Raw genomic sequence first — 15,195 nt, forward strand, 5'->3', positions numbered from 1 at the left:
TCTATTCACATATTTTCATGTACAAATTGTAGCATCTACAGACTCTCAGATTATCTAAAAACCATCTAAATTGCGTATACCGCTTTCAAACGCTCCCCAAATGAATTACTATAAAGTAAGAATGAAATGAACTACATTCCAGATTACAATAACGAAAAGGGGATATGTATGAACCTGCTGCTTGTGGAGGACGACCTCAATCTTGGGAAAATACTGAAAAGACAAATGGAAGATCACGGAATATCTGTGACGCTGTGTACAACTGGAAAGCAGAGCACAGAGCTCATATATTCCGGGGTGGATATCGACATCCTGGTGCTTGACTGGATGCTCCCTGACATGTCCGGTCTGGACATTCTCAATCAGTTATACTTTGACAGGATATCGATACCCGTGATTATGCTCACAGCCCTTGGGACACTCGAGAACAAAACTGCAGCATTTTCCCACGGTGCCGACGATTATATTGTCAAGCCTTTTGAATTTGATGAGCTGTTGGCTCGTATAAACGCACTTTACCGAAGAACCCAACAGATTGGTACATTTGACTATTCATATGGTGATGTCACTTATATGCTCGACAGCCGGACACTTCAATGTGGTACCCAGTCGGTGCGGCTCACCAACAGAGAATCCCAGCTATTTGAATTATTGCTGAGATCTGCTGGTAAGCTGGTAAGTCAAGACGAGATCATCGAAGCCATATGGGGACTGACCTCAAATGTGGGAAATGGGAATATACTGAATTACATTTATTTTCTGAGAAACAGATTAAAAACCATCCATAGCAGTCTTGTGATAAAGGTCGTATACGGCAGTGGCTACATGCTAGTCTGCAGAAAGGAGGACACATCTATATGATAGAACAGCTCAAAAGAAAACTTTCCATATTTCTCTCCTCCGTCATAGCAATTATTCTGACTGCCATGTCCATTCTTCTGCTCCACACTGTGATAAAGGAGTACACAAACAGCACGTACATATCGTACACAAGGGATGTAAACCTTTTATTCTCATATCTTGAACAGGTGAGCATCATAGACATGCCTATCCTCAATGAATATAGTGAGAAAAATCTTAATATAGACGTGCTGCGAAACAACAACACAATCGTCTCCACGAACAGCTTTGCAGAGAGCGCGTCAATTTTTGAAGCTGCATCTCCTTACAATCAGCCGATGTACTGGAAAGATTATTACAATGCGATAAATCAGGGCGAAAACAACAGGAGATTTTATATTGTCAGATATGATCATACCGACTACTGGAACAGCTACAGCATCATAAATATAGGTGGAAATTTCTATACCATACACACCATATTCAACAACGCTACGCTGTCTGCATACAAAGCAAAAATGATGATTTTATTTCTGATCATTACTACCATAGCAATAATACTTCTGTCCATATTCTCATGCATTTTTACAGGCAGGATACTTATCCCTGTAAATGTGGCTTATAAGAAACAGGATATGTTCATAGCTGTAGCATCCCATGAACTGAAGACTCCTGTAACCGTCATAAAATCATGTCTCAACGGACTGTCTGGCAGTAATCCTGACAAGACTGACAATGATTATATTTTGACAGCCCAGAGGGAATGTGACAGAATGACCGATATGGTGAACAATCTCCTGACATTTGCTGATATAAAGAAGTCAGGCAGGGATAACTTCGATGACATTCACCCGGAAGATATAATAATAGAATTATACGATCGCTTTGAATCAATTGCCATGCAAAAAAGTCTTGACCTGGCAGTATCCATACCTGACAATCCCCTTTCACCTGTCTACATGGACAGGGATAGAATGCTTCAATGCCTATCTATTCTGGTGGACAATGCCATATCATGCACCGCCAATGGACAGATAGCAATATCTGTATCCGCGGATGTTTCAAATCTATACTATACAGTATCAGATACAGGTTCTGGAATAAGCGATGAAGATAAGCCGCACATTTTCGAAACCTTCTATTCCAGACGCAACGACCATAAAAATCACTTTGGACTCGGTCTCAGCATCGCCAGGAGCATAGCAGAGCTCCACGGTGCTGACATAACAGTCAGTGACAATATTCCGCACGGAAGTATATTTACTATAACATTTAAGCTGTAAGTTACTTATTTCTACAAGCGGTGTAAGGCTTAATTTTGCAAATCGTTTTTACTTTCTGTCAGCCTGCGTATTTGCAACTATATAGCTGTAATACACTGTATCAAGCATCTCCCTGTCGTTGAAGTCATCGCCAAAGCTTTTTCCATTTCAGACTTATACATTTCTATCGTGTTGTCCAGAATTTTCATCATCTCCTCACAAACCAATAGACTAATCTATCTTTCCAAACCAATCCAGCACTTCCACCTTCTCCAGGTTTTCGTCAGAATGCTCTATCTCCCTTGAATATCTGTATGCCAGTTCTATGAGGTCATCCATGGAAATCTGCTCTCCATTTTTCAGCCATCTGGCCATGAGCAGCATATAAAGCTCAACAGCATGTCCTACGCAGGCCTCCACTTTGCCGATGATGTTGTCGTCGTACACGGCTCCCAGAAGATATATCGAGATGAAGTATACTACGATCTGCTCTAGCACAATCTCCATAGAAGGCAGTATTTCACCGACAGATGCATCGCAGAAATCAGAGTTCAGATCGCGCATGCCTTGATCATCAGCATTTACATTCTCTTCTGAAGCATTGCTGTCCGCAGCCCGCTCATCTGCCATATCCTGACACGCAGAATGCCTGCGCCACCATGCCTCAAACCTTCTCCTGTTCTCCGCAAATGTTTCCGCGCCATCGCTGAACAGAAGACTCTGTGACTCTATGAGCACATCCTCCCAGTCGTCGTACAAAAGCTCCAGCTCACCCCGAAGAAAGCCAAACTGTCTCTGTAACAGGACATATTCACCATCTGAAAAGACTTCATTATTGATCTCCGTATTAGAATGCTCCGGGCAAGATTCTAATTTCCTGCAAATCTCCGGCTTATCCTGCTCTCCGCAGTCATCCCACATGACAAGGTCGCCCTCATCATAGTGTCTCTGTGCCGACGCGCCAATCTGTAGAACTCTCCTGACACGATCACGGATATCTGTATTTCTGTCCTGAATGACATTCAGTATCGCCTCCCGGATATCCTCCAGATTGGAGTACAGGAAATAATCAAAATCATCGAACACTTCGTCCTCATCGTCTTCCTCGGTCACAAATGTCACCTTGTCCGTAATATTCATCAGTATCCGTGCCACCTCCGGACATGAAAGAGAAAGTGATATCTCCCGCACATTCTCGAATTCCTCCGTATGCCTCGGATATTCCCTGCATGTAGTGCAGAGGCTGTCCTTGCCCATATGTATATACATATCACACAGCATGTCATCCCGCAGAAATGCACACTTTCCACTTCTGCCGTGTCTGAAAACGCCCTCTTTCCAGTTTACTTTCCGGTGAAGTTCCGGTCTGTAATCTCCATCATACTCCTGATACCTTTCAAGAGAATCGTCATCTATCACTATCTGCCATTTGCCGCAGCATGTGTCCGGGCATTTGTCCGCTATGCAGCTGAATTTCTTATAATAATCCGGGTATGTGTAAATCATATGTACTCCTTTATATATAATCATGCCATTATTCCATTCATCGGCTCTGCAGCACGATCACGAACTTGTTACCATCCTTTTGTGGAATAACACTTAACATTCCGCCCTGTTTTTCTATGATCTCCCTTGACAGATAAAGACCTATTCCAACGCCATCCTTGTCACCGGAATTTCTGCCACGGTAAAACCTCTCAAATATATGTGTACGCTCATCCTCTCCTATTGGTTCATTCTCATCTGTCACACTGATTTCAACCGTGAGCCCTAGTTTTCTGACCGACAGGACTATCTCACTTCCAGTTTTTCCGTATTTTATCGCATTATCCAAAAGATTGAAACACGCTTCCGCAGTCCATCTTCTGTCATGCTGTATATCACATTTCACCTGTTCATCATATCTGATAGTTATATCGGCGTTTTTCGCACTCACATATACATCTTTCACTGCCTGCAGCACAGTGTCATTTATACTCTGGCTTTTCACATCGAGATTGATAAGTCCGCTTTCCAGTCTGGATACCTTTATCATACTCTCCGAGAGAAATGACAAGCGATCCACCGCCAGTTCAAGGACTTGCAAGTACTGAGTACGCTCGTCATCACTTATATCCGGATTTTTTAGAAAATCCGTGTACATCCTCAGGTTCGATATTGGCGTCTTCAGTTGATGGGAAAGATCCGATACCAGTCCCTTAATATTCTCATGCTCTAACCTCTCTCTGGAATTCTGAAGCTTCAGCGCATCGATTATCTTGTCAACCTTGCTCTGCAGCCTTGATACCAGCGAGTCCTCATTTTCCGGAAATACCTGCTGCCGTTTCAGCTCAGAGAGATTGTCCAGAAGATCCGACATGGCTGCCACGACCTCCGAAATAAAGTCATCATCCGCCTTCTGCAGCAGTCTTATGACAACAAACATAACTACACCACACGCCAGTGCGCCTATGGCCGCAAGTATTTTCCCTGAACATACATACTCAAATACTGCTAAAAACACAAACAAAAGAAGTGAGCATACATACAGCATCCTCACTCTCTTCGTATATTTACCATAGTTGTCAATATATTTATCCATATTATCTCTATTATCTGCCTATGTCTCGCCGAATGTATATCCAATTCCAAACACCGTGATCACGTACTCCGGATTGCCGGCATCCTTTTCTATCTTCTGACGCAGTCTTCTGATATGCACATTAAGCGTGTTCTCATCCACATAATTTTCATTGTCATCCCAAATCTTCTGTATGATCATATCCCTTGTGAGAACGCGCCCCATATTTTTTATCAGCAGTTCCAGTATCCTGTATTCCGTAACGGACAGCTTTATCGGTTCATCCGATATGTACACCTGCATCCGCTCAAAGTCAACACTCATATCTCCATAATGAAAACGTTCGCGCTTTACCCCATCCAGTGCATTTTCACTTCTTCGAAGTACTGCCTCTATCCGCTGATACAGAAGTTCTACGGAAAACGGCTTCGCTATATAGTCATCGCAGCCGGCCCGGAACCCCTCTATCATATCAGCCTCCGTATCTCTTGCCGTGAGGAAGATGATCGGGACCTTTGTACTTTTTCTCAGTTCTCTGCAGTAGTCAAGGCCCCTGCCATCTGGAAGGTTTCTGTCAAGCAATATCAGATCAAAACCATGTTCCAGACAGCCATCCGCTTCCTTGCATGAGTACGCAGTTTCAACTTCGTATCCCCTCTTTTCAAGGAATATCTTCACACCTCCACATATGATCACATCATCCTCCACAACCAAAATACGTTTCATACTTTCTCCTATCAATTACATGTTGATTCCATATCATTTTCATGATTCCCGGTCTGCCAAATATCTATGATGCTTCTCTCAGCCGGCTTGTCACCGTATCTTTTGTCACAAGTCTGAACACCATCGCCGGAACCACAATGCATATAGCAAACAGCACAACAACGACTCCGGCAACAAGTGCATACGGATAATGAAATACTGCATAATCAGCTATATTCACACATAGCCGACCAGTTCCATACATCATGAGGCTTCCAAACGTCACAATAAGTACTGTTGTTATAATACCATAAAACATGCCCTCGTACATAAGCATATTACGTATCTGCCTCTTTGTCATTCCAACGCTCTCAAGCACTGCCAGTTCCAGTTTTCTCGTATATACACCGGTGATCATGACATTGATATAATTCACCACTCCGATAAGTATCAATATGATCGATATTCCACCGCCTATCACCTCAAGCGACAGCATAGACTTCTTGAATTCCGAGCCCTCCACCGACCTGATATCACTCCCGGCTATGACTGGATTTTCCTTTACGATGCGCTGTACATATGGTGTCACTTCTGATTCTTTTCCTTTCTCCGCATCCGCAATGATGCATGAGATCTCCGCATCCGGAAACAGATCATCCATCACCGCATCACTCACAAATATCGCCTCCGGTGCTCCACCAAGTGTCCAATAATACCCAGCGGTGATTGCTGACTGCTCTGTCCTCATAATGGCTGCGCCAACTGTGATCTGTCTCTTCCCGCCCGTCTGGTCATTTACAAGTGTCAGAGTCTTATCCGTCATCCGCTCCGACGCTGATATGGAATCTACATAACCTATCAGACATACCTCTCCTTTTTCGAATGCATCTATATCTATCTTCTGTCTGGCAGTTTTGTTGTAGAGCTTTATCATATCTGAATTGACCGATATAAGCGGCGACCCATACTGTGCCTCACTGTTGGTCGTCGTCTCATAGAATGTCGCAAGAGATTCCGGGTCATCCTCGCTCTCAATAAACGGTGCATAAAGTTCAGCGTCAAATGGCAGTCTTACATCTGCACTTCTGTTCGCCTCTACAGTACCCATACCCGGAATGCTTTGCATCTGATCCGCGATATCTGCCATGGTCGCCTGAGGCTTAGAGTTATCTGATTCTCCGTCGCCATATAGCACATAATCATTGTGAATATAGTGCTCTATATAACTGTCCGCATCCATGCATGATATAAATGTATTCACACACAGAAATGTAACTGAACCCATGAATATTGATGCGAACACAAGTATACTTCTCTTTTTTTCACGAAACACATTCCTCCATGCCATCTTCCAGGGCCTTCCTCCACTGGTGGACTTATATCTTGTTCCCGATATATTTCCAGCATATTTCATAGCATCGATTGCAGATATCTTCCCGGCATATTTTGCCGGTTTCCTCGCACTTATAAATACAGTTACAAATGCAAATACCACGGAAAATACATATATTCCCGGATTGAAACTGACCGCCGATGAAAGTGCAGCTTCCCTGTCTATCGACAGCATGTTCATAGCAAGAGGAACAACGCCAAATGACACCGCCGTTCCAAGGAGTACCCCTATCGGAATTCCTATACAAGCCAGATACAGTGCCTGTTTTTTCACTATCTTCTGTATCTGGGACATCGTGGCTCCGATGGTCTTCAGCATTCCATAGAATCTTATATCCTTTGTAACAGATATATACATTACATTATATATAAGAAGATATCCACTAAGGAGTATCATAAGAGCTATAATGCCTATACTTATAGCTATAAAAACACGGTTTGAACCATTTTCAGACTGAACATCATATTTCACTTCAAACTTCTGGTCCTGCCTCAAAGTAACATTTTTCTCAAGTTCATCTTGGAGTTTATCACCCTTGCCCTCCTTTGCTGAGATACTGACACGTCCATCTTTCTGCATATCTATTCCCTGGGAATCCACATATTTCTTTGACACCAGGCATACGCTGCTCTTGGCAAATCCTGTGTACCAGCCTGAGAGCACAAAATTTTTCCTCTCACCATCCATCACAAACGTAACGTTCTGACCTACCTTTGGCGACGTGATACCCATATTGCCAAGTATCTGCTTTGTGAGCATTATCTCATTCTCATCCTTCGGATAACTGCCATTTATATCGGTTATGGCAGGTTTCAGATTCTCATTAAATTCCGTATCATCATCATACTGAAGCAGATAACTGTACTCGCCTGATTCCGTGCTTACCGTCTGTGCATCAATCTGTATTCCCGCCGCAAGAAGTGACGGACAGGACTTTATATCATTTATCTGACCATCAGATGGATGCTCCATATATATAGAAGATCTTGTTCCCTGAAGTCTGAGCTGCATCTGGTTAAGATTTTTAGCTATGGAAAATCCCAATGTAAATACAGCCGTGAACATGAATGTTGTGAGAACGATCGCCAGAATAACAATTACATTTCGCACTTTATTCTGCTTCAACATTCGATGATATATCCTGCTCACCGCCGCCTGGTTATTGTTTCTAAGCATCCTTCTCACCCCCATTTGCCCCATCTGGTACTCCTGCTGAGAAGATCCTGCCATCTTCGATCCGGATCATCTGGTCTGCCATGGTTGCTATCTCTTCATTATGAGTGATCATCACTATCGTCTGTGCAAACTCTTTACCAGTCAGCTTTAACAGTGCAATGACATCCATGCTGGTCTTGCTGTCCAGATTGCCTGTCGGCTCATCAGCCAATATGATAGAAGGTTTTGCTGCCAGCGCTCTGGCTATCGCAGCCCTCTGCTGCTGCCCTCCTGACAGCTGGTTCGGCATAGAAAATTTCTTTTCCGATAAGCCGAGCACATCCATAATTTTATCTACATACGCAGTGTCTATCTTCGTTCCATCCAGCTCGATCGGAAGCACTATATTCTCGTACACATTTAATATCGGCACCAGATTGTAATTCTGGAAAACAAATCCTATCTTTCGTCTTCTGAATATCGTAAGTGCCTCATCGTCCATTTCAAAAATAGCTTTGCCGTCCAGTATAACATCTCCTGATGTTGGCCTGTCGAGACCTCCTAAGAGATTTAGAAGTGTTGACTTTCCGCTTCCCGAACTGCCTATGATAGATACAAATTTTCCCTCTTCAATATCAAGTGACACATCTGTAAGCGCATGCACGACATTGTCTCCTGTTCCGTATGTCTTTGTAAGATTATGGGTTGATAATATATTCATGATACCTCTTCCTTTTCATTTTCTTGTCTGTTCTATCTGATGATTTTATTCTAACATCCACATCTTACAATCTTATTACGTTTAATATTAAGATTTAGTGGTCACTGCTTACATTATCAATATATTAAAAGACCCAGCCCCTGTTAATAGGAGACTGAGCCTTTGATTTCTTTCCATTATTTATGTCTGTTTCTATACTCCGCCTACAAGTTGGCTGCCAGCACCTGCTCCATAACCTGGATCACTCCACGCTCCTCATTGGACGGGGCGCGGAATCTTGCAAACTTCTCCATGCCAGGCTGCGCATTTGCCACGATATAGCTGTAGTATACCGTCTTCAGCATCTCCGCATCGTTGAAGTTGTCTCCGAATGCCATCATCTCACTGGTATCGATACCAAGAAGTTCTCCGATCTTTCTCATGGCCATTCCCTTATTGATACCTTTATTCATGATGTCGATCCATTCTCTTCCGCCCACAGTGACTGAGAAGTTATCTCCAAAACGTGGCGTATAGATCTCTTTGTACTTCACAGCGGCATCCTTATCCGGAGCAAATATCGTAAACTTATTGGCCTCGACGTCAAGGCTTCTCATATCATCAACAAACACAAGATTACTGAGAAATGCTTTGAAAAACTTCGCATACTTCTCGTATTTTTTCAGGACATATGCTCCGGATAGGGCACACAGTACAGCAACACCATCCGTCTCGTCTTCCACAAAGCGTATCATACTCTGGTACTCTTCCACATCCATCAGGCTCTTGTATATGATCTTGCCGCAGTTAGAGATAGCCGCACCGTTATCCCCAATGACCACCATCTTATCCATCTTGTCTCCGAACATGTCCCTCAGGGTGTACATAGGTCTTCCGCTGGCTACAACAAAACGAATCCCCTTCTCATCCAGCCTGTCAATATAATCAAAGAAACCATCCGGGAGTTTTCCATTCTCCATAAGCAGTGTGTGATCCATGTCGGATGCTATTAATTTTACGTTCTTCATGTCTTCTCTTCCTTGTATATTCTCTAATGTTATATTCTCTGGTATTATATTTTCTGATGTCTATTAGGTAATCTTATATATTAACCAGACCTCCGCCAGCTTATCCCTTGCCATGCATCTTATTTAAATAAGAGCGCACAATTCTTCTCCAGATCATACTCCCTTGTATAACCGTCATCATCGTACAGCATATAGCTGCTGTTCCTGTAGCCGATCAGCTGCATTGTAGTCTTGTCGATATCCGCTACGCACTCCGCCACATCCACGACAGGGATACATTTGCCGTTTCTTACAAACAGGATGACTTCATTCAAAGGTACCTCAACAAAGTGATGTCCCGCAGGCATCTCCGTCTGCTCAACTGCTCCATCTGCCGTAAATCTTACAAGCAACATATTCTCTGGCAGATACACATATCTTCCGATGGCATTCTGCGTGTAAACCGGTGCGATCATGATCTCATTTCCAAGCATGAGCTGATCCTCCACATGGGCTGCGATCCTGTCATCCGGATATTCAAATGCCAGAGGCTTGAACATCATGTCGTCCATCAAGGCAGCCTTCATGTACTCGCTATATATATATGGAAGCAGTCGGTAACGGACACCGATCACATTCCTGAAATCCTCTATATGCTCAAACTGATAGCACTCCTGATCTCTTGTACCCTCACAAGAATGGTCGCGCATGAGCGGAGTGAACACGCCGAGTGCGAGCCATCTGAGAAGAAGGTCTCTGGATGTGTCGCATCCAAATCCACCGAGATCCGCGCCCGTATACAGGAAACCGCACATATTCATGGACGGAAGCATCTTGATATTGAGCAGGATGTGTGACCACCACGATTTGTTATCGCCCATCCAGACGCCGCCATAACGATGCATCCCTATATAAGACGATCTGGAGAACAAAAGTCGTCTCTCATCCGGTGAGATCTCGCGAAGCGCCTCGCCTGCCGCCCTTGTCATGTTATATCCAAAGAGGTTGTGAACCTTGTCGTGACGCACCATCTCCCCATCCACATTGTGATACATAGATGCGTAATCCTTCGGATTGTTGGCAACACCTGCCGCCATACCCGAGATGCCCCAGACATCGTCCACAGTCTCGTCCTTCTCAATGAACTTCTTCATAGCTTTCTTTAGCTCGCTCACGCCCTCCGGGGTGAAGAAGATCGCCGGCTCATTCATGTCATTCCAGAAGCCCTCTATACCTGCATCCGTGAGGATCTTGTATTTTGCACCGAACCATCGTCTCGCCTCAGGGTTCAGCACATCAGGGAAATGCGTATATCCCGGCCATACCGCCGCAACGAAATCACTTCCATCTGCTCTCTTACAGAAGTAGTTATTTGCCACGCCCTCCTCATACACATCGTAACCTTCCTCAATCTTTACTCCGGCATCGATGATCGGGATCAGGCGTATATTATCCTTTTTCAGATTCTCCACATACTCCGAAAAATCGCCAAAGTCGTCATTTATGGTGAAATCCTTATAGCTGTCCATGTAATCTATATCCATGTAGACCATATCGATCGGAATGTGGTTCTCTCTGTATTTTCTCGCCACCGTCTCAAAGTCCTCCGGTGTCTTGTATCCCCAGCGGCTCTGTCCAAATCCAAATGCAAACTTTGGTGGTATATAGCTTCTGCCTATCATCTTTCTGAACTGCTTTGTGATATCATATGGGCTGTCACCTGTTATCACATAGATATCCAGATCTGCGCTGTCACAGAAAATGTGCAGCTCATCGCACTTCGTATATCCCACGTCAAATGTGATCGTGGATGGATAGTCAAAATACAGGCCAAATGTCTGCGCTCCTGAAACTATAATAAAGTTGTGTGATGCATACAGTGAGTATACATCCTCGTGATGATGCGGATTGTCTGCATTGTTGCTTATGTACTTGTAGCCTCTCTTGTTGATTCCTCTGTTCGCCTCGCCAAGGCCATACACTATATCACTGTCCTCAAGACCAAATTTGTACGAAAATCCGGCTGTTAAGTCTATATTGCCGTGATCTGGCTGTCCTTTTTCTGCTGCGATATCTACCACTACTGATTCTGTCTGAAATGGCTTTCCGTATGTATACTTCTTTATCATGCTATCACCTCTATGCATCTCTCTTTTTTCTTCTGTATCTCTTTTTCTTTCTCCTGACCGTCTTGCCGCGCTTTGCCGCCTGTGCCTTTCTGAATTCCTGTATCTGCTCGATCATGGCGGCATAATCCCTCTCGAACAGGATCTCACTTATCTCATGGTGCACGATCTCCGCCGGAAGTCTGTCCACTATAAGTGTCCTGACGAAATCCTTGCTCTTTCCTTTATACATCGGAAGAATGTAGGTCTCCTGGATATGTGCAAGCTCCGGTCTCCACAATATACGTATGGTACGAAGCAGATCAGCCCGTGGATTAGGCTGCATCTCCCTGACCACGTAGAAATCGATCTTGTGAGTCAGCTTGTCTGACACTCCATCCTCCAGGCCTTCTGCATCTGGCTTGCCATCTGTATCTGACTTGATGCCTGTATCATATTCTTCAACAGATATGATCCCCCAGTAGTCTGGTACATGCTCTGCCACATGACCTGCATGTGTACTTCCCACCACCACGATATTCTGGTCAAAATATAGATCATAGTCTGCTACCTGACTCTCCAGCCGCGTGTATGTATCCGCATCACTTTTTATCTCGATTCCCACTATCTTGTCTGGAATGACCATTACCACATCCGCACGGGAGTTTCCGACGGTCTTCTCCTCAAGGATACGCACCTTGCCATATCGCTCCTCAAGGAAATCAAACAGAGGTTCTCGTATATCTTTATCTAATAACATTTTCCCTCCTGAAATCAATTGTTTTAAGTAATCTTTATATGTATTTTTGTCTGCAAAGTCAAGAATCTCCCGCTTTAGCTGAGAAAACCAGGGCAGACCGCTCATAAAGTGAGCTTTCCGCCCTGGTTTCTATGTGAACATAATATTATCAGCCCTTGTTCACAAGCTCTGTGAACTTCTTAAGCGCATCCTTCGCCTCTGGTGAAATGTTCCTTGGAACTGCAATTCTCACGGTCACATAGTGATCTCCATGGGTATTGCCACCCCTCGCCTGAACACCCTTGCCACGAAGCCTTATCTTGCTTCCCGACTGTGTACCAGGTACTATCTTGCACTTCACGTCGCCGAACATGGTGTGGACCAATATCTCTCCACCGAGAACTGCCGTGTCAAATGGCACAAGAGCCGTGGTGTATATATCCAGACCCTTTCTCTCATAACCTGCCTTGTCTCTTACATTGACCTTCAGCAGCATATCTCCAGGCTGACCCTTGCCGGTTCCGGGATATCCCTTGCCAGCCAGTCTTATCACACCGCCGTTGTCTATACCCGCCGGAATGTGTACAGTGAACTGGGAACTTCCTCCCCGTCCATCATTGAACGACAGAGTCTTGTCGCAACCATATACTGCATCATCAAAATCTACCGTGACACTTGCCTCCATATCTCTGCCCCGCGCATTGAAGCTTCCCTGACCGAATCCGCCAAATCCACCTCTCTGTGAGCGGCCACCGCCGCCAAAGAACGAGCCAAATATATCGCCAAACATATCACCGAAGTCTCCACCCTCAAAGTGGAAGCCTCCGCCTCCGAATGGATCACCACCGGCGGCTCCACCGGAGCCATCGAATGCAGCCATTCCAAACTGATCATACATCTTCCTCTTCTCGGCATCAGACAGTACCGCGTAGGCCTCAGAGGCCTCCTTAAACTTCTCTGCAGCCGTCGCATCGCCAGGATTCGTGTCCGGGTGGTATTTCTTCGCCAGGGTTCTATATGCTCTTTTTATCTCAGCGTCTGTGGCTGTCTTTGATACGCCGAGAACTTCATAATAATCTCTTTTTGAAGCCATGATTCCTACCTCCCGATAAGCCTATGTATAGTTTAACACTATCTGTCAAGTGATTCCATATTTTTAATGTTAAAATACACACATATTATCTGGCAATTTTTAGTCATTTTTTTATTTAATTAAAGTATAAAAAAAGCACCTCCGCCGATGATTCCACCAGTGGAGATGCATTCGTATGGCTAATACTATTATCCTACTGCTTTACGTTGAAAGCTTTGATTCCAGGATATACAGCTGAGTCGCCAAGCTGCTCTTCGATTCTGAGGAGCTGGTTGTACTTTGCAACTCTCTCTGATCTTGAAGGAGCACCTGTCTTGATCTGGCATGTGTTGAGTGCTACTGCGAGATCTGCGATAGTTGTATCCGCTGTCTCACCTGATCTGTGTGATGATATTGCTGTGTATCCGGCCTTATGAGCCATCTTGATAGCCTCAAGTGTCTCTGATACTGAGCCGATCTGGTTGAGCTTGATAAGGATACAGTTTGCGCATCCCATCTCGATACCCTTTGCAAGTCTCTCTGTATTTGTAACAAACAGATCATCACCGACAAGCTGTACCTTGTCGCCAAGTCTTGCTGTGAGCTTCTGCCATCCTTCCCAATCCTCCTCATCGAGACCATCCTCAATTGAGATGATAGGATACTTCTCAACAAGCTTTGCCCAGTGCTCGATGAGCTGCTCTGCTGTATACTCTGTTCCAGCCTTTGGAAGCTTGTACCAGCCCTTGCCCTTCTCGCTCTTCCACTCTGATGAAGCAGCATCCATAGCGATCTTGAAGTCCTTACCCGGCTCATACCCAGCCTTCTTTACAGCCTCAAGAATTGTCTCGATAGCCTCCTCGTCAGACTTAAGTGCCGGGGCAAATCCACCCTCATCACCTACTGATGTAGCAAGGCCTCTCTCCTTGAGGATTCCTGCAAGTGCGTGGAATACCTCTGCACACCATCTCAGACACTCCTTGAATGATGGAGCGCCAACTGGCATGATCATGAACTCCTGAACGTCAAGTCCTGATGACAGAGCATGACATCCACCGTTTACGATGTTCATCATTGGAACTGGAAGCTTGTTTCCTGAGATTCCACCGAGGAATCTATAAAGAGGAATGTCAAGTGAGATTGAAGCTGCTCTTGCTGCTGCGATTGAAACTGCAAGGACAGCATTTGCTCCAAGGTTTGACTTGTCCTTTGTTCCATCAGCCTTAATCATTGCTGCATCAACTGCATATATATCAGACGCATCCATTCCTGTAAGTACGTCATTTATAGTAGTATTTATATTCTCTACTGCTTTCTGAACACCCTTGCCGAGGTATCTTGACTTGTCTCCATCACGAAGCTCAAGTGCCTCAAACTCACCTGTGGAAGCTCCACTTGGCGCCGCACCACGGCCTACTGTTCCATCTGCCAGATACACCTCCGCCTCAACTGTTGGATTCCCTCTTGAATCAAGGATCTCTCTTCCTATTACCTTTTCGATCTCAAGATAATTCATCATTTTTATATTTCTCCTTTCTTGTATCGCCCCCTCCCTTACGGTCGGCGGCAGTTCGTCGGTGCATTCCGATATGTGCCCACAGGGCACATGGCACCTCCTCTTTCGCGCGAGTATAACCCCTGCTGTCCCTCCGATTCA

Annotated in this window: 12 protein-coding genes and 1 pseudogene; 2 read left to right on the forward strand and 11 right to left on the reverse strand. The window is 44.6% G+C overall.

Features of this window, described 5'->3' with window-relative positions; translation table 11 throughout:
* The first annotated feature begins 168 nt into the window (after window positions 1-168).
* Complete coding sequence (locus DW159_RS11000; RefSeq protein WP_158547604.1) at window positions 169-861, forward strand: response regulator transcription factor; 693 nt, start codon at window positions 169-171, stop codon at window positions 859-861.
* Window positions 858-2,123 (forward strand): sensor histidine kinase, encoded by a 1,266-nt coding sequence (locus DW159_RS11005; protein ID WP_117550767.1) that lies wholly within the window; start codon window positions 858-860, stop codon window positions 2,121-2,123. Before DW159_RS11000 ends, DW159_RS11005 begins: the two co-directional genes overlap by 4 nt.
* A gap of 48 nt (window positions 2,124-2,171) precedes the next feature.
* Here the strand turns inward: DW159_RS11005 and DW159_RS14285 are convergent.
* The 11 genes and pseudogenes from DW159_RS14285 to eno all read right to left on the reverse strand — a co-directional run.
* Window positions 2,172-2,249, reverse strand: a pseudogene (locus tag DW159_RS14285) (hypothetical protein); the annotation flags it as partial.
* An 84-nt stretch (window positions 2,250-2,333) separates the two neighbouring features.
* Window positions 2,334-3,608: a flagellin lysine-N-methylase gene (gene fliB / locus DW159_RS11015; protein ID WP_117550769.1), complete on the reverse strand. Its 1,275-nt coding sequence runs from the start codon at window positions 3,606-3,608 to the stop codon at window positions 2,334-2,336.
* A 37-nt stretch (window positions 3,609-3,645) separates the two neighbouring features.
* Complete coding sequence (locus DW159_RS11020; RefSeq protein WP_117550771.1) at window positions 3,646-4,683, reverse strand: sensor histidine kinase; 1,038 nt, start codon at window positions 4,681-4,683, stop codon at window positions 3,646-3,648.
* A gap of 18 nt (window positions 4,684-4,701) precedes the next feature.
* Window positions 4,702-5,388, reverse strand: a complete 687-nt coding sequence (locus tag DW159_RS11025) for a response regulator transcription factor (protein ID WP_117550773.1) — start codon at window positions 5,386-5,388, stop codon at window positions 4,702-4,704.
* 64 nt (window positions 5,389-5,452) lie between these two features.
* Window positions 5,453-7,936, reverse strand: coding sequence for an ABC transporter permease (locus tag DW159_RS11030; protein ID WP_242992692.1), 2,484 nt, complete (start codon window positions 7,934-7,936; stop codon window positions 5,453-5,455).
* Window positions 7,929-8,636: an ABC transporter ATP-binding protein gene (locus tag DW159_RS11035; protein WP_117550775.1), complete on the reverse strand. Its 708-nt coding sequence runs from the start codon at window positions 8,634-8,636 to the stop codon at window positions 7,929-7,931. Before DW159_RS11035 ends, DW159_RS11030 begins: the two co-directional genes overlap by 8 nt.
* 203 nt (window positions 8,637-8,839) lie before the next feature.
* Window positions 8,840-9,643: an HAD family hydrolase gene (locus tag DW159_RS11040; protein WP_117550777.1), complete on the reverse strand. Its 804-nt coding sequence runs from the start codon at window positions 9,641-9,643 to the stop codon at window positions 8,840-8,842.
* A gap of 119 nt (window positions 9,644-9,762) precedes the next feature.
* The gene (locus DW159_RS11045) at window positions 9,763-11,751 is read right to left on the reverse strand and encodes a glycoside hydrolase family 31 protein (RefSeq protein ID WP_117550779.1); all 1,989 of its coding nucleotides are present in this window, start codon (window positions 11,749-11,751) and stop codon (window positions 9,763-9,765) included.
* A 10-nt stretch (window positions 11,752-11,761) separates the two neighbouring features.
* Window positions 11,762-12,487: a sce7726 family protein gene (locus tag DW159_RS11050; protein ID WP_117550781.1), complete on the reverse strand. Its 726-nt coding sequence runs from the start codon at window positions 12,485-12,487 to the stop codon at window positions 11,762-11,764.
* Window positions 12,488-12,635: 148 nt separating this feature from the next.
* Complete coding sequence (locus DW159_RS11055; protein WP_117550783.1) at window positions 12,636-13,559, reverse strand: DnaJ C-terminal domain-containing protein; 924 nt, start codon at window positions 13,557-13,559, stop codon at window positions 12,636-12,638.
* Between the two features lie 193 nt (window positions 13,560-13,752).
* The gene (gene eno / locus DW159_RS11060) at window positions 13,753-15,054 is read right to left on the reverse strand and encodes a phosphopyruvate hydratase (RefSeq protein WP_055146761.1); all 1,302 of its coding nucleotides are present in this window, start codon (window positions 15,052-15,054) and stop codon (window positions 13,753-13,755) included.
* Window positions 15,055-15,195 lie beyond the last annotated feature (141 nt).

Origin of the sequence: Coprococcus sp. AM14-16 (assembly GCF_003434675.1) — a bacterium.
Lineage (GTDB): Bacteria > Bacillota > Clostridia > Lachnospirales > Lachnospiraceae > Coprococcus > Coprococcus aceti.